12 protein-coding genes are annotated in these 14,961 nt (G+C 71.0%); 5 read left to right on the forward strand and 7 right to left on the reverse strand.

The window, feature by feature from the left end; translation table 11 throughout:
• Positions 1-52: 52 nt before the first annotated feature.
• Positions 53-1,951: a GAF domain-containing SpoIIE family protein phosphatase gene (locus tag ACIQ7M_RS30305; RefSeq protein ID WP_403650407.1), complete on the reverse strand. Its 1,899-nt coding sequence runs from the start codon at positions 1,949-1,951 to the stop codon at positions 53-55.
• Positions 1,952-2,282: 331 nt separating this feature from the next.
• Between ACIQ7M_RS30305 and ACIQ7M_RS30310 the strand changes: the two genes are divergently transcribed.
• A complete protein-coding gene (locus ACIQ7M_RS30310; protein ID WP_403650409.1) occupies positions 2,283-3,365 on the forward strand; it encodes a protein kinase family protein in 1,083 nt (360 codons plus the stop codon).
• Between the two features lie 103 nt (positions 3,366-3,468).
• Here ACIQ7M_RS30310 and ACIQ7M_RS30315 read toward each other — a convergent pair whose 3' ends face one another.
• On the reverse strand, positions 3,469-4,824 hold the full coding sequence (locus ACIQ7M_RS30315; protein WP_403650673.1) for a PepSY-associated TM helix domain-containing protein: 1,356 nt from the start codon (positions 4,822-4,824) through the stop codon (positions 3,469-3,471).
• 608 nt (positions 4,825-5,432) lie between these two features.
• Between ACIQ7M_RS30315 and ACIQ7M_RS30320 the strand changes: the two genes are divergently transcribed.
• Positions 5,433-6,269 (forward strand): RNA polymerase sigma factor SigF, encoded by an 837-nt coding sequence (locus ACIQ7M_RS30320; protein ID WP_403650411.1) that lies wholly within the window; start codon positions 5,433-5,435, stop codon positions 6,267-6,269.
• An 81-nt stretch (positions 6,270-6,350) separates the two neighbouring features.
• Here ACIQ7M_RS30320 and ACIQ7M_RS30325 read toward each other — a convergent pair whose 3' ends face one another.
• The 4 genes from ACIQ7M_RS30325 to ACIQ7M_RS30340 form a co-directional block, all read right to left on the reverse strand.
• A complete protein-coding gene (locus ACIQ7M_RS30325; protein WP_403650413.1) occupies positions 6,351-6,932 on the reverse strand; it encodes a DUF2231 domain-containing protein in 582 nt (193 codons plus the stop codon).
• Positions 6,933-7,115: 183 nt separating this feature from the next.
• Complete coding sequence (locus ACIQ7M_RS30330; protein WP_403650415.1) at positions 7,116-8,189, reverse strand: glycoside hydrolase family 19 protein; 1,074 nt, start codon at positions 8,187-8,189, stop codon at positions 7,116-7,118.
• 141 nt (positions 8,190-8,330) lie between these two features.
• Positions 8,331-9,308 (reverse strand): DUF3626 domain-containing protein, encoded by a 978-nt coding sequence (locus ACIQ7M_RS30335; RefSeq protein WP_403650675.1) that lies wholly within the window; start codon positions 9,306-9,308, stop codon positions 8,331-8,333.
• Positions 9,309-9,650: 342 nt separating this feature from the next.
• Positions 9,651-10,100 carry a MarR family winged helix-turn-helix transcriptional regulator gene (locus ACIQ7M_RS30340; protein WP_403650417.1) on the reverse strand — a complete coding sequence of 150 codons (450 nt, stop codon included), beginning with the start codon at positions 10,098-10,100 and terminating at the stop codon, positions 9,651-9,653.
• A 113-nt stretch (positions 10,101-10,213) separates the two neighbouring features.
• Here ACIQ7M_RS30340 and ACIQ7M_RS30345 point away from each other — a divergent pair, with 113 nt between their 5' ends.
• From ACIQ7M_RS30345 to ACIQ7M_RS30355, 3 genes are all read left to right on the forward strand, one after another.
• Complete coding sequence (locus tag ACIQ7M_RS30345) at positions 10,214-11,800, forward strand: MFS transporter (protein WP_403650419.1); 1,587 nt, start codon at positions 10,214-10,216, stop codon at positions 11,798-11,800.
• A 145-nt stretch (positions 11,801-11,945) separates the two neighbouring features.
• Positions 11,946-12,737: a maleylpyruvate isomerase family mycothiol-dependent enzyme gene (locus tag ACIQ7M_RS30350; RefSeq protein ID WP_403650421.1), complete on the forward strand. Its 792-nt coding sequence runs from the start codon at positions 11,946-11,948 to the stop codon at positions 12,735-12,737.
• A 131-nt stretch (positions 12,738-12,868) separates the two neighbouring features.
• Positions 12,869-13,435 (forward strand): hypothetical protein, encoded by a 567-nt coding sequence (locus ACIQ7M_RS30355; RefSeq protein ID WP_403650423.1) that lies wholly within the window; start codon positions 12,869-12,871, stop codon positions 13,433-13,435.
• A gap of 136 nt (positions 13,436-13,571) precedes the next feature.
• Here ACIQ7M_RS30355 and ACIQ7M_RS30360 read toward each other — a convergent pair whose 3' ends face one another.
• The gene (locus ACIQ7M_RS30360) at positions 13,572-14,762 is read right to left on the reverse strand and encodes a low temperature requirement protein A (protein WP_403650425.1); all 1,191 of its coding nucleotides are present in this window, start codon (positions 14,760-14,762) and stop codon (positions 13,572-13,574) included.
• Between the last annotated feature and the right edge of the window lie 199 nt (positions 14,763-14,961).

The raw sequence follows: 14,961 nt of genomic DNA on the forward strand, positions 1-14,961 counted from the left end.
GTCTCCCGCTCCGCCCCCGAAGGGGTGATGACCGGCCGCCTCGCACGGTCGGTCAGGCCGCCCGAGGCGGAGGGGCCGCGTGATCGTCGGGCGGAGGGATGCGCAACGCGAGCAGGGCGATGTCGTCGATGGCGTCGGCACCGGCGATCTCGTCCGCGATCTCGTTCAGCAGCGCGTCCAGGGAACGGCCGGCGTGGGCGGCCAGCAGGCGCCCGGCCGCCTCGATGGCCAGGTCCATGTCCTTTCCAGGGCGCTCGACCAGGCCGTCGGTGTAGAGGAGGAGCACACTGCCGGGTTCCAGGAGCAGCCGGTCCTCGGTGCGCGGCGGTGTGTTCAGCCCGGGGAAGACCATGACGTCGTGCGCGGTCAGCCGTTCGACGGCACCGCCGGGCCGTACGACGAGCGGGGGCGGATGTCCGGCGTTGGTCCAGGTCAGTTCCCAGCTCCCCGGCTCGGCCACACGGCAGGGGCGCAGGTGCGCGTGGACGAGGGTGCCGCTGGCGTCGAGGTTCAGGGAGGCGTTCGCGTGCTCCAGCGCGCTGACCGCCCGTGCGGGCCCGCCGCCCGCGTGGTCGAGATCGGCCTGGCGGAGCATGCTGCGCACCTGCCCCATCAGCGTCGCCGCCCTCATGTCATGGCCCGTGATGTCGCCGATGGACAGGGCCAGCACGGCGGGAGCGAGGGACTCCTCCCCGCCCTGGGCCGCGGTGGGCAGCGGATAGGCGTCGTACCAGTCGCCCCCGATGAGATCCGTGCGCGCGGCGGCCCGGTACAGCGCGGCCAGGTCCAGACGCGGCACCGAGGGCACATCGGTGAGCAGGGCCTCCTGCATCTCCCGGGCGGCGTCGACACGGTTGTCCACGAACTGGGCCCGCTCGACCGCCCGCGCGGTGTACCCGGCCAGCGAGGCGAGCACCGCCTGCTCGACGATGTCGATCTCGTGCCGGTGGTCCCAGCCCAGGACCAGTGTGCCGAGCGGGAGAACCGTGCCGGGCAGCGGCACACACACCGCGGTCCGCAGCCCCAGAGCCGCGAACGTCTCGGCCACTTCGGGCGCGTAGTCACGCTCGAGCTGCGCCGTGTCCGTGACGGTGATCGTGCGGTTCTCCCTGGCCGCCCGCGCGGTCGGCCAGGCGGCGTCGAGCGTGTAGGTCTCGTACGTGCGCTCCATCGGCGCGCCGCCCATCACGTCGACCATGCGCCGCAGCCGCTTCGTGGAGCCGCCCTCGACCAGGACCAGCCCGACGTACGCGGGCTTGAGGTCGCTGCTGACCAGTTCCCGGATCTGCTCCCGGACGTCGGCCAGGCCGGTGGTGTCGGCCAGCGCGTCCGCGGCCCGCAGCAGCAACTGGGAACGCTCCAGCGCGGCGCGGTGCCGCCCGGTCGCCTCGTCCGCCTCGGCGCGCGCCCGCGCCTCGTCGGCGCGGGCCTGCTCGCGATGGCGCGAGACGATCCGCAGCCGCAGCTCCGCGCTGCACGCCGCCGCCAGGTCCTGGAGCAGTTCCAGCTCACGCTCGGTCCACTCCCGCGGACGGGTGTCGATCGCGCACAGCGACCCCAGCACATGCCCGGCCCCGTCGGTCAGCGGCATCCCCGCACAGCCGACGACTCCGAGGTCGGGGACGGCCGGACTCGCGCACGTCAGGGGATCCAGGCGGGCGTCGGTCAGGACGAGCGGCCGGCCGGTGGTCACGACGTGCCGGGACAGCGCGTGCGTCAACGGTGTCCAGCGGGTGTCCGCCCACGGCTCGGCCAGACCGACCATGCCCGGGAACACCTGACGCGAGGACTCCACCAGCGACACCAGCGCGATGGGCACGCCGATCACCTCGGCCACGAGCCGGGCGAACCGGTCCATGTCCGCGTCCGCCGCGGCCGACAGTCCCGTCTCGCGCAAGGCCGCCAGCCGCCCGCGGGCCACGATGTCAGGCCGCTCTCCCGTCGTTGCCACAGTTCGCTCCCCGAGGTCCTCTCCCAGACGTCATGAGCAAGGTGACGGACGGCGACGCCCGGACCTCCTGCTCCTCCAAGCCGATTCCCGCGGTCGGGATGGGCAACCGCCCGCCGGGACCAGTCCAGTATCGCCGTCGAGGATGCGGGACGGATTTCCACGAGGGGGTCGGGCGCGTTGGGGGCCGACCCCGCGCGGGCTCCGGGGCACAGGCATCACGGTGGCCCGCTGGACACCGCGAAACGCGGCCCTCGTCGCCCGCAGGACCGGCGGATAGGCTCGACCGCGACAAGATCGCCGAAGCCCGGGCGCGGGCGCCGAGGAGTCCTCGATGCACACCCCGGAACCGAGCCACGCCGTACGGCTCGCCACCTACGGGAGGGTGGCCTCCCGCCTGTCCCTGCTCAGCGACCGCCGGCTCGGCGAGGTCGTCGCCGACGCCTCCCCGCTGGGGTCCGGCATCGGCGGCAGGTCCGCGGAACTCGACATCGACGGCACGCGCGTGTTCGTCAAGAAGGTCCCGCTGACGGACACCGAGACGCGGCCGGAGCACGTGCGGTCGACGGCGAACCTCTTCGGGCTGCCGATGTTCTACCAGTACGGGGTGGGCTCGGCGGGATTCGGCGCCTGGCGCGAGCTGGCCGCGCACGTCATGACCACCAACTGGGTCCTCGGGAACGTGTACGAGGGGTTCCCGCTGATGTACCACTGGCGCGTGCTGCCCGACTCGCCCCCCGAGGGGTTCGTCGACGCGTTCGGGGACATCGACCAGGCGGTCGAACACTGGGAGGGTTCATCGGCGGTGCGGGAGCGTCTGGAGGCCATCGGGCGGTCCTCGGCCAGTCTGGTGCTCTTCCTGGAACACATCCCGCGGACACTCGCCGACTGGCTGCACGACCACCGGACCGCCGCGGCGCGGGGCGGGGACGTCTCGCCGTTCCGCTGGGCGGAGCAGGCACTGGCGCGCGGCACCGCCTTCATGACCTCGCGTGGATTCGTCCATTTCGACGCCCACTTCGCCAATGTCCTGACCGACGGCCGGCGGCTGTACTTCGCGGACTTCGGGCTCGCGCTGAGCTCCGGCTTCGAACTGACGACGGCCGAAAGGGAGTTCCTCTCCGCCCACCGCCTCTACGACCGCTGCCACAGCGCGCGCCACCTGCTGCGCCATCACCTGCCCGTGGGCCCGGACGACGACACGGAGTACGAGGCGTTCCTGCGCGCATGGATCGCTGGACAGCGGCCTGAAGGCATACCGCGGGAAATCGCCGGGATCGTCGACCGGAATGCCCGGGCCGCGCTGGCCATGGGGGAGTTCGCCCGGCGTCTGCTCACCGAGAGCAAGCGGACACCGTATCCGGCCGTCGAGTTCGAGAGGGCCTGGGACACCGCGGGGATCGTGGCGGCTTCCTGAGGACACGCACGAAATCATGGTCCCGCCGGGCAACTCGACCGTCGGCGGGACCGCTCGGTGGCGCGGTCCCGCCAAGTGCCGCTCTCCGGAGCTGTGGTGAGGGTCAGCCGGCGGAGGTCGGCTCGGTCGCCGGTCGGCGGCGGCTCACGGCACCCACGATGAGGTCGGTGGCCAGGAACACGGCCAGCGGTATGCCGAAGAGGGGGAGCGCCCAGCCGAGCGCGATGACCACCACGACGCCGGGCACCAGGACCCCGTACGGCATTCCGCGCCAGGCACCTCGGGCCGGCGGGGCGCCGAGCCGGGCACCGCGGTCGGCGCGGGTGGGGCGGCGCTGCCACCACATGCGGTAGCCCCAGAGGATCATGCAGGTCAGGCCGATGGCCAGTACCGCCAGCAGGATCTGGTTGACGAGGCCGAACAGCGTGCCCATGTGGGCGTTGATGCCCCAACGCGTCAGCTTGGACAGGACGGGCCAGTCCGCGAAGTCCACCCGGTCGACCACCTCGGCGGTCGAGGCGTCGACGGCGACGCTGTCGCGTCCGACCGGCCAGAGATTGCGGGTCTGCGACACGGTCCACGCGGTGGTGGCGTCCTGCGGCACGCCGATGGCCACGGGGCCCGACAGGCCGTCGCGCCGCGCCGCGTCGAGGACCCCGTCGATGGCCGCCGGGTCAACACCCGGCGTGGTGTGGGTACCTGATCCGCTCCCGTGGTGATGGCCGCCCTGTTCGTCGGCGGATCCGCCCGGCAGCGTGGTCGACACTCCGGGCGTGCCCGAGCGCAGCGCGTCCAGCGCCTCACCGAAGTGGGCGCCGGCGTAACGGGACCAGGTCAGACCCGTCGCGGAGAGGACCAGCAGACCGACCGCGAGCCACACCCCCGTCACCGCGTGCCAGCTCCGTGTGCGGCGCACGCCCTTCTTGGCGGCGAGGTCGGGCAGCAGCAGGCGTCGCGCGGTCCGGCCTCGGCGCTGCCGGCGCCACCAGAGGACCAGACCGCCGAGGACGAGGACCCACAGCCAACTCGCGGCGATCTCCGAGTAGTAGCGGCCGGTCGTGCCCAGGTGCAGGTTGCGGTGCAGGTCGTCCAGCCAGGTCTTCAGGGGCGTGGATCCGTACCAGGTGGTGAGCTGTCCGGTCACCTTGCCCGTGTACGGGTCCACGTAGACGGTGTGCGCCCGCTCGCCCAGTTCGGGCAGCGCGAAGTCCACCTGTGTCGTCTCCTCCCCGCTTCCCGGGCGGACGGCGACGAGCGTGCCCTTCGGGTGACTGGCCCGCGCGGCGTCCACCTGGTCGGCCAGCGGCCGGGAGGTGCCGGCCGTGCGCGTGACGGTGAGTTCCTTGTCGTAGACGAACGCGTCCAGTTGGGGGGTGAAGGTGTAGAGCAGTCCGGTCACCGCCGCGACGAGCAGGAACGGTGCCACCAGAACACCGGCGTAGAAGTGCAGTCGCGCCATCAACGGCCCGAAGCCCGAGGGCTGTCGCTCCGGTCTCAGGGTCCCGGCCGCCGATTCCGCGCCCTCGGGCGGGTCGGTGAACTGTTCGTCTGGAGCGGGCAGTTCGGGGGCGTCGGATTCGACGGACAAAGTCCCACCTCGTTCTGAGTCGGTTGCGCGCGCCGCCGCTCCCCGAGGTGGGGCGACGGGCGCCGCCCCACCGACGACCGAGCCGCGGCGTATCTCCAGCGGCCTGCTGAAGGCCGTGTGGTGAGGCAGTCGGACGTGCGACCCGTTCAGTTCCCGTGACGGTCCAGGAAGGTGCGCGAGGAATTCCTCGGGCAGCGACCTCGCGGACACCGCTTACGGTCTGTCACGGGGGCGAGCCGGTCCGACACGAAGCGGCGCCGAACAACAGCTTCGGCGTCACGCTTCACGACCGGGCTGCCCCGAAGGGTCACATTGTCCCGATATAGGTTTATCGCCCCAGGGTCCGGGGAGTCAGACAACAGTGCTTCGGATAAAAGGCACGTCCGTGAGAGCGTTCGCTCCGGTACGTGTCACCGAGGTTGTGCGCGCCCCCATGGTGCTTCTGCCCGGTCGGCAACCCTTGAGGGAGCTGTCAGCACATGACCTGTACCACCGCCGCGCAGCGCCGTCGGCACGACGACGCCCCCGACACCGACGCCGCCTTCTCGCACATGGCGGGACTTCCCGACGGGCCCGAGCGGCAGGCGCTGCGCGAGGAGATCGTCGAGTCCTGGATGCCGATGGCGGAACGCATCGCCGGCAAGTACCGGGGCAGGGGTGAATCCGTCGAGGATCTGACCCAGGTCGCCGCTCTGGGCCTGCTGAAGTCCGTGGACCGCTACGACCCCGGTCGGGGCAACGCCTTCGAGAGCTACGCGGTCCCGACCATCGTCGGTGAGATCAAGCGCCACTTCCGTGACCACATGTGGGCCGTGCACGTACCCCGCCGCGTCCAGGAGGCGCGCAACCGGGTCCGCGGCGCCGTGAAGGACCTCGCGCCCACCAACGCCGACCGACAGCCCGGCGTGGCCGAGATAGCCGAGTACGCGCACCTCAGTGAGGACGACGTACGCGTGGGCCTGGAGGCCCTGGACAGTTTCGCGACCCTGTCGCTGGACGCCGGGCTCACCGACGGCGACGACGGCTATTCCCTGGCGGACGCGCTCGGAGAACCCGACACGGGCTTCGACCTCGTCGTGAACCGGGAGGCCCTGAAGCCCGCCCTGGCCAGGCTGCCCGAGCGCGAGCGGACGATCCTCTACCTGCGGTTCTTCCGCGACATGACGCAGAGCCGCATCGCTGAACGGCTGGGCGTCTCGCAGATGCACGTCTCGCGCCTGCTCAGCAGTTGCTGCGCCGCGCTCCGCGAGGACGTCCTCGCGGAGACGTCCGGGACCGCGGAGCCGTCCGGGACCGGGGCTTCCTCCCGCTCGTGAACCAGCGGGGCCGGAACCCCGATGGCACTGGCGCCCCGATGAGGTGGCCGAGGGGACCCGGAGGCACCCGGGTGGGTAGCCCTAGTCAGCCGGCCAGGCGCCCACGGCCTGTCGGTAGGCCACGTGGCCGCCCAGTGCGCCGGTGACGCCGACCGCCACCAGGCCGCCGAGTGCCCACAGTCTTCCCTTCGCCGAGTGGTGGCGGAGTCGTGCCGTCAGAGAGGCGGCGAAGAGCGCCACGGCGGTCACGTTCGCGACGGCGTGGAGCAGTCCGACCCGCGCCTGCTCGGGCGGCAGGTCCGCCCAGTCGACCCACCCCGTGATCGCCGCCGGGGCGATCCCGGCCAGCCCGACGGCCGTCAGCGTCGTCGCGGCGCGCTGCCCCGCCGGCATGACGTCCATGACGGCGGCCGACAGCCAGCAGCCGATCGGGACCTGCACCAGGACCGGATGCACCGGATGGCCCAGCGGCCGGCCGTGCAGCAGATCGCGGGCCGTGCCCAGCGGCAGCGAACGGATTCCCCGCTGCAGCTTCCGGATCACGGGGTCCGCCGCTTCCGACCGCTCGATGCGGGCCAGCCCGGCCATCCAGCGCGCCGAGACGCCGTCCGACTCCAAAATCGTCCGAGAATCCAGGGAAGTATCCGGATCGTATGCGTTCATACCAAACGACTACCCGGAGCGAGGGCACTCTCGCACCCGCCGCTCGTGTGGCGTGTGGTGTTTCCGGGCAGTGCCGCGGTCGGGGTTTCCGAGCAGTTCCGCGGTCGGGGGTGGGCCCGGCGGGCCGGAGGTGCGCCGCGGCGGCGACGCACCTCCGGCTCCACGCGCTCGTACCTCGGCCCGTCAGCAGTAGAGGTTGGCTCCCGGCGTGACGCCGAGGATCGACGTGAAGCGCTGGTAGGCGTCGACACGGCTCTGCACCTGCGCGGGGTTCTTGCCGTCGCATTCCAGTGAGCCGTTGATGCTGCGGATGGTCTGACCGAAGCCGGCGCTGTTGACCATCGCGTTGTGCGGCGTCATGGAGCCGGGGCCCGACTGCGTGTTCCAGTACCAGAGGCCGGTCTTCCAGGCGACGGCGGCGTCGGTCTGGACCAGGTTGGGGTTGCCCAGCAGGTCGATGCCGAGCGCGTCACCCGCGGCCTTGTAGTTGAAGTTCCAGCTGAGCTGGATCGGCCCGCGCCCGTAGTACGCGGACTGACCGGCCGGGCAGCCGTAGGGCTGGCTCCAGTCGCAGTAGTGCGAGTAGTTGGCGGTGTTCTGCTCCACCACGTAGACCAGGCCGCCGGTCTCGTGGTTCACGTTGGCGAGGAACGCCGCGGCTTCCTGCTTCTTGACCGTGTCGCTGCCGCTGTTGGCGAAGCCGGGGAACGAACTCAGCGCGGCCTTGAGGCCGTTGTAGGTGTAGAAGGAATTCCGGTTCGGGAACATCTGGTTGAACTGCGCCTCGCTCACGACGAATCCGTCGGACGGGTTGGTCGTGCCGCCGTCACAGGAGTACGGGTCCCAGAACCAGGTGCTGATGGTGGGGTCGTACCCCGGGTTGTCGTGCTCCGCTATGTAGGCCTTCCCGTCGGTGTACCGGACGATGTTGCCGGTCACGTAGGACCTGCCGGGAACCCAGTCGGGGTAGCTCGCGCAGGACCCGCCGGACGGGTTCGTCGGGCCGCTGTCGCAGGCGTAGGGGTCCCAGTACCAGGTGCTGATGGTGGGGTCGTAGCCCGGGTTGTCGTGTTCGGCGATGTAGGTCTTGCCGTCGGTGTACCGGACGATGTTGCCGGTGGCGTAGGACCGGCCGGCCACCCAGTCCGGGTAGCTCGAACAGGATGCGGCGGAGGCGCCGGCGGCCGGCAGCAGCACCGGTGCGGAGCCTCCGATCAGGATCGCGGCCAGGAGGGAAACGGCGCGGCGTTGTGACACGGGATCAGTCCTTTGCGGAGCGGGGCCGCTCCGGAGGCGGGGGGAGCCATGCGCGTACGCCGACGAACGCCGGTGCCGCGGAGTCCGGGCGACGGTGGTGGGGGGTGTGGAGCCACACTCAACCGCTTTGGTCTGTACCAGTCAAGGTGTAGACCAATCGAGGTTCGGGTCATTGGCGAAAAAGTGCCGAATGCCGGCGGGCGCCCAACTGCGTTGCACGCCCCGGTAGTTGGGTAGGGCGGGTACGGGTGATCTCTCGGCGGCGGCGGTTCCCGACCAGGAGAACCCCTCGATCGATCCTGGCCGCCCGGATCCGTGGGTGCCGAGGTTCCCGAACCTGGCGAGGCAGTGCCAGACCTTCTTGAGATCCTGCGGTTCGTACCGGCCGGTGCGGGCGGCGTCTCCGACGACCCGGGGAGTGAGCCGGCCGTCGACGGCGATCTCGGCTCCCAGATCCACGTACTCCCGGCCCCGGTAATGCGGATGGCGCCGCAGTTCGGCGACGTCGAGGCGGAAGCCGGGATGCCATTCGAGGGGGCACGGGAGGCGTCGCGCCGCGTCATGCACCTCGGTCCCGCGATAGCTGGGGTCCAGCACGAGAGCTTCCACGTCGCGGTCGAATCTGACGGGCCCATGGAGGTGTGCCTCGATGTGGTCGTCCAGGGCGTCCGCGTTCGCCGCCTCGGCGAGGTCGATCAGCGAACATCGGTCCGCGATCGCGAAGGCGGACGGCTCGGCGGAACTGTCCGGATAGCAGAACGTGGTGCGCGCGAGCGTCTCGGAGGTGAGCCTGAAGTGCGAGGAACCGAAACGCGGAGCGCCGCCCGCCGGGGTGCGGCGGTAGTTCAACGCACCGTAGACCGGGCGCAGTTCGGGGGCCGCGTCGTCGTAGGCGCCCGCGAAGATACGACTCTCCCAGCGCCACCGGTCCCCGCCGCGGTGGGCGGTCAGTCCACCGTTGCTCGTACCCGTCGTGAACTGGGACCGGTAGACACCGTCGTCGGTCATCCGGGCGAGCAGGGGGCGATTTCCCGCTGTTCGATCCGGGTGAAAATGCATCGTCACCCGTAGGTCGGACGGGAGGGGCTGCCCCGTGGACGCATCCGAGACATGACGCATCGCCCTGTCCTGAAGCGCGACGGCGTAGTCGAAGGCGGCCATGGCGGGAAGTCTGCACGCCCCGCGCTCGCCGTCGCACTCCGTTTTCGTCCGTCGTTCGCCGGTCGTCCAGCCCGCGGTCGGGACGGAGTCTGGACGGGGTCTGGGCGGACGACGACTCGGCGTCGCGCCGGGACCGGGCGGGTCACGTCCGTATGCGCGGTTCGTGCCCAAGGTGTACGTCCCTGGGTGCTTCGGTGGTTCACCGGTCGGCGACTGCCGCGGAGACGGACGTGGGCACCGGCGCCCGCAACCCGGCCACATGAAAGCCCTCGCGTGCCCGGCTGCGTGAACGCGGTTGGGTCAGGCGCCCGGTCGCGGCGTGGCGGGCTCCGCGGTGAAGGCGCGTTGCAACAGGGTGTAGAGCGTGTCCCGCTCCTCCTCGCTCAGCCTGTTCAGTCCCGCGCGCGTGGTGTCCATCTTCGCGCGGATCACGTCGATCACGCGGCGGCCCTCCGCGGTGAGGACGACGTTCTTGACGCGCCGGTCGGTGGGGCTGGGCTCGCGCCGCACCAGATCGCGCTTCTCCAGCCGGTCGACGATCCCCGTCATGTTGGAGGCGTCGCAGGTCAGGATGGTGGCGAGGGCCCGCATCGCCGCCGGTCCCCGGCGCAGCACGTTCAGCGTCTTGCCCTGGCTCGCCGTGAGGTTCTCGCTCGCCGCGGCCACCGTGAAGTCGCCGTAGTAGGCCCCGAGCGAGACCGACAGGAGCTCCATGAGCTGGTCCGTGTCCACACCGCTGGTTCCTGTCATGTGAGTCACCCTACGCCAGGAAGTTTGACCATCTCAAATATTCACGGCTACGGTCAGCTATTGCTTGAAGTTCTCAAGCATCGAGGTTGTTAACTAGTTAGGGCAGACTTTCCGTGTCTCACACACAGCAAGCGGCGTCGACGAGGTCCTCCGGGCAGACCGGGATCGTCCTGGTGCTCGGGCTCGCCGCCATGGTCGTCTCGATGATGCAGACCCTGGTCGTCCCGATCCTGGGGATGATCCAGAGCGACCTGAAGGCCAGCACGGCGAACGTGAGCTGGGTGACCACCGCGACCCTGCTGTCCGCCGCCGTGTTCACCCCGCTGCTCGGCCGCTTCGGTGACCAGCACGGCAAGAAGCCCACGCTCGTCGGCGTGCTCGGCGTGATGATCGCCGGTTCGGTGCTCGCCGCCACCACGACCTCGCTGACCTGGCTGATCGTCGGGCGTGTGATGCAGGGAGCGGCGACCGCGATCTTCCCTCTCGCCCTCTCCGTACTGCGTGAGGAGATCGCGCCCGAGAAGCTGCACGGAGCGATGGCCCTGGTCAGCGGCACGCTCGCGTTCGGCAGCGGGCTCGCCCTGGTCGGTGCGGGCCTCCTCACCCAGGGTTCGCACCCCGACTACCACCGGCCCTTCTGGCTGGCCGTCGTGCTCGCGGTCGTGGCCCTGGTCGGCGTGCTGTTCGTGGTGCCCGCCTCCCGGACGAAGACCGGTGGACGGACGGACTGGCTGGGTGCGCTGACCCTCGGGCTGCTGCTGGTGCTCCTCCTGCTGCCCATCTCGCAGGGACACGAGTGGGGCTGGACGTCCGGCCGGACGCTCGGCACCTTCGCCGGCGCGGTCGTCATGGCGGGTGTCTGGGTGTTCACCGAGAACCGGGTCAAGGAGCCGATGGTGGACATGAAGATGTTCGTCCACCGGCCCGTTCTCTTCACCAACCTGGCGGGGCTGCTGCTGGGCTTCGCGATGTTCACCCAGTTCATCGGCGTCTCGTACCTCGTGCAGATGCCCGACGAGCTGGTCGGTTACGGCTTCGGCGCCTCGGTGCTCGCCGCCTCCGTCGTCTATCTGCTGCCGACCACGCTGGTCTCCCTGGTGGGCGCCCAGTTCGGCGGGGTGCTCGTGCGCAGGCTCGGCGCACGCGTCACACTGGCCGCCGGGGCCTGCTTCGGAGTGCTCGGCTTCGCCTGGCTGACCGCCGCCCATGACACCAGCGCCTCCGTCATCAGCGCGGGCATGCTCATCGGTCTGGCGATCAGCTTCGGCTACGCCTCCATGCCCGCCCTCATCGTCGCCGGCGTCCCGGCCCACCAGACCGGAATCGCCAACGGCATCAACTCCATCTCCCGTTCCGTCGGCAGCGCCGTCGCGAGCGCGGTGATCACCTCGCTCCTGGCGTCGAAGTCCGTGGCGCTGCCGGCCGGCATGCCCACCCTCCCCCAGGAGAGCCAGTTCACCTTGAGCTTCGCCATCGCCGGAGGAGCGTTCATCCTGGTCGTGGTCGTCGCTCTGCTCGGGCTCAAGGCCGCTCACGCGCCGCGCACTCCCGTGGTGCGCAAGAGTGCCGACCCCGAGACCCCGGAACTCGTGACGACCGAGACCGAGACCACGTCTGAGACCAAGTCCGACTCCGAGTCCCGGACCGAGTCCGCGTCCGAGTTCGAGACCAAGTCCGAGGCCGCGTCCGCGTCCGTGTGATCGGGACCGCCCTCGCTCGAAACCCCGAGCACGTCGGCCTGTTCGGCCGCGCCGGACCAGCACCCCTCGGAGGCCGCTGGTCCGGCGCCACCGCGGGACCGCCCGCTCGGCGGAACCGCCCGTACCCTCGTAGAAAGGCACGACGATGATGTCCTCGGACCATCACCACCGCGGAGCGACTCCCATCGACCACCGTGCGGCGATCGCGGTCGAGACCGCGCGATTCGTCGCGGCGCTCGAGAACGCCGATCCGGCGACCGCGGTGCCGAGTTGCCCCGGCTGGACCCTGGCGGACCTGGTCCGGCACACCGGCAGCGTCCAGCGCTGGTTCTCGGCCCTCCTGCACGCCCGCGTCCAGGCACCGCCGCGAACTCGCGATGTCGACCTGCGACTTCCGGAGCGGTGGGACGGCTACGCGGACTGGCTGGCCGAGAGCGCGACGGTGGCCGCGGAGGCCTTCGCGGCCACCGGCCCCGACCTGCCCATGTGGGCCTGGGGCGTCGACCAGCACGCACGCTTCTGGGCGCGCCGGATGCTCTTCGAGACCCTGGTGCACCGGGTCGACGCCGAGCGGGCACTCGGCCTGCCGGCCACGATCGACCGTACGGTGGCGGTCGACGGCATCGACGAGTTCCTCGTCAATCTGCCCTTCGCCACGTCCTTCGCACCCGATGTCGCCAACCTGCGCGGTCCCGACCGGACCATCCGCTTCCGGACGACCGACGGTGACGGCGACTGGCTGGTGCGCCTGCGGCCCGACGGCTTCGGGCTCGACGCGTCCGGAGCGGCGACCGGATCGGCCGACGCGACCGTTCGGGGAAGCGCGGCCGACCTGTTGCTCCTCGTCTACGGCCGCCTCGACCGTGAGGCGGAGGCCGTCGAACACGAGGGCGACGAGGATCTCCTGACCCTCTGGTTCGACAACTCGGCCTTCTGAGCAACCCGTTGGGGCGAACGGTCGGCGGCCTGGCGACAGACCACGTTTCGGGGCGGTCCGTACAACCAAAACCGTGACCGGCATGTCGTACATGGCAGGCAAACCGAGAGCCGCGACCCCAAGGGGGAACCATGCGTACGAGACGATCCATGGCGGTGCTTGCCGCCCTGACGATGGCCGGTGTCGGCGCGGTCGTGGCCGCGCCCGCACCGGCCGGCGCGGCCACGGCGGCGGTCGTGTGCCCGACCGGCTGGGGCAGCCTCCCGAAGACCGTGGCGGACGCCGACAACGGGTCGCTGACCGACATCAGGACCGGTCAGCACGACTGCTACGACCGCATGGTCCTCGACGTGCCCACCGCCGGCACCACGGGGATCGGGTACACCGTGCACTACGTCGACGCCTTCATCCAGGACCCGTCCGGCATCCGTATTCCGGTCTCCGGCGGGGCGATCCTCGAAATCCTGGTGTCCTCCCCGTCGTACGACCCGGAGACCTACACCGAGACCTACCCCGGCCGGGGCGGCCGGCCCCTTCCGGGCGTGGACCTGACCGGCTACCGCACCTTCCGGGACACGAAGTTCGGAGCCAGCTTCGAGGGAGTCACCCAGGTGGGACTCGGCGTGCGGGCCCGGCTGCCGTTCCGGGTGACGCAGCTCTCCGGTCGCCTGGTGATCGACGTCGCGCACACCTGGTGAGGTGGCGTCGTCGGCCGCGTCCGGCCGGTGACATGACGCGAGCGGGGCGTGGGCAGCCGGTGAGCACCGGCGCCGGCGGCCCGCTCGCGTCCCATCCGTTCGCCGCCGGGGGCGAGCGCCGCGTGAACCACGGAGCTCACGCCCCCGGCCGGGCCGCCGCCTTCGCCCGCTCGGCGTGCCGGCTCTCGTAGAACGTCGGCCACAACGTGACCGCCACGAGCAGCCAGACCACGGCCAGGGTCCCGAGCCCACCGCCGAACCCCGCGATCAGCAGCGGCAGCGCGCAGCAGGGCAGGACCACGGACAGCAACCAGCGGCGCACGCCGTCGGGCCGGCGCAGCGCGGCGATCCCGGTGAGCACGAAGTATCCGGCCAGAGACGCGCACAACAGCCAGCGCGTGCCGGCGGGCAGCGTGTCCGGGTGCTCCACCGCCGCGCCGAGTCCGGCCGCGAGAGCCGCCAGGCAGCCGGACACCAAGCAGTGCAGCGGGAGCGCCGCACGGGCCGGCAGGGAGCGCGCGGTGAGATACGGAACCCCTGCGTAGCCGTGCCGGAAGGACAGGGACCACAGGGCCACCAGGAGGAAGAACGCGGCGCTCGCGAGGCCGTAGAGCCGTCTGTCCCAGGTGGCGTCCGAGGCGGCCTCGATCACCTGGGCGACACCCTCGCCGAGCACGATGATCACGAACAGGCCGAGCCGTTCGCTCAGGTGGTCGGCGTGCGGCGCGGCCACCGACACGGGCGGCACGGTGTCGTGGCGCCGGGAGCGCCTCTCCTCGCGCTCGTCGTGGGCCTTCCGGCTCTCGATGACGTCGCGGGCGGAGACGGTGAAGGTGACCCACAGGTCGAGGGCGATGCCCAGGGCCCAGAGCCAGTACCGGCCGGGTTCGTGCGCCCACAGGGAGACGATCCACGGAATCACGCCGAGGGACATCTGGGCGGCGGGCCAGTCGACGAGGAGCTCCCGGCGGTGCCGCCAGGCGCGGTTGGCGAGCATCCTGATCACGACATAGGCGAGCGCCAGAGCCCTGGCCTGACCGTCCTCGCCCTCGTGGACGCCGGGGACGGCGGCCGCCATGACGGCCATGCCGAACATCGCGGCCAGCACCGTGCGGGCGTGCGTGCCCTCGCCCGCCACGTTCCCGTACAGCGTGAAACAGATCCAAGCGGTCCAGAACGCCAGGAACAGCAGCGCGTACTGCCCGACATCGGCGGCGCCGGGTTCGCCGTGCAGCAGATGCGCGATCTGGGCCACGCCGGCCACGGCGACGAGGTCGAAGAACAGCTCCAGCCACGTGGCGTGCCGGTCCTCTCCCGGAGCGGCCATCGTGGGCGACACCTCGTTCACACCAGTCCCTGTGCTCTCACCAAGACGTCGGGGCGTACCTCGACCGTACGACGGGACACCCGCTCCCACCGGACGGGGCGCGCGTCGAGCCGAGGAACCGCCCACACTAGCCAAGCATCACCGGGTGACCGTGCCGTCGTCGCCGATGGGAGGCGGGGCGTCGCCGTAAATCGAACTG

It is taken from the genome of Streptomyces sp. NPDC096324, from assembly GCF_044763015.1.
Taxonomy (GTDB): domain Bacteria; phylum Actinomycetota; class Actinomycetes; order Streptomycetales; family Streptomycetaceae; genus Streptomyces.

What these genes read in the sequence shown, in the direction of transcription:
- ACIQ7M_RS30310 (WP_403650409.1), top strand. Translation starts at nt 2,283, where the DNA reads ATGCACACCCCGGAACCGAGCCACGCCGTACGGCTCGCCACCTACGGG.
- ACIQ7M_RS30315 (WP_403650673.1), bottom strand. Translation starts at nt 4,824, where the DNA reads ATGGCGCGACTGCACTTCTACGCCGGTGTTCTGGTGGCACCGTTCCTG.
- ACIQ7M_RS30320 (WP_403650411.1), top strand. Translation starts at nt 5,433, where the DNA reads ATGACCTGTACCACCGCCGCGCAGCGCCGTCGGCACGACGACGCCCCC.
- ACIQ7M_RS30325 (WP_403650413.1), bottom strand. Translation starts at nt 6,932, where the DNA reads ATGAACGCATACGATCCGGATACTTCCCTGGATTCTCGGACGATTTTG.
- ACIQ7M_RS30335 (WP_403650675.1), bottom strand. Translation starts at nt 9,308, where the DNA reads ATGCGTCATGTCTCGGATGCGTCCACGGGGCAGCCCCTCCCGTCCGAC.
- ACIQ7M_RS30340 (WP_403650417.1), bottom strand. Translation starts at nt 10,100, where the DNA reads ATGACAGGAACCAGCGGTGTGGACACGGACCAGCTCATGGAGCTCCTG.
- ACIQ7M_RS30350 (WP_403650421.1), top strand. Translation starts at nt 11,946, where the DNA reads ATGATGTCCTCGGACCATCACCACCGCGGAGCGACTCCCATCGACCAC.
- ACIQ7M_RS30355 (WP_403650423.1), top strand. Translation starts at nt 12,869, where the DNA reads ATGCGTACGAGACGATCCATGGCGGTGCTTGCCGCCCTGACGATGGCC.
- ACIQ7M_RS30360 (WP_403650425.1), bottom strand. Translation starts at nt 14,762, where the DNA reads ATGGCCGCTCCGGGAGAGGACCGGCACGCCACGTGGCTGGAGCTGTTC.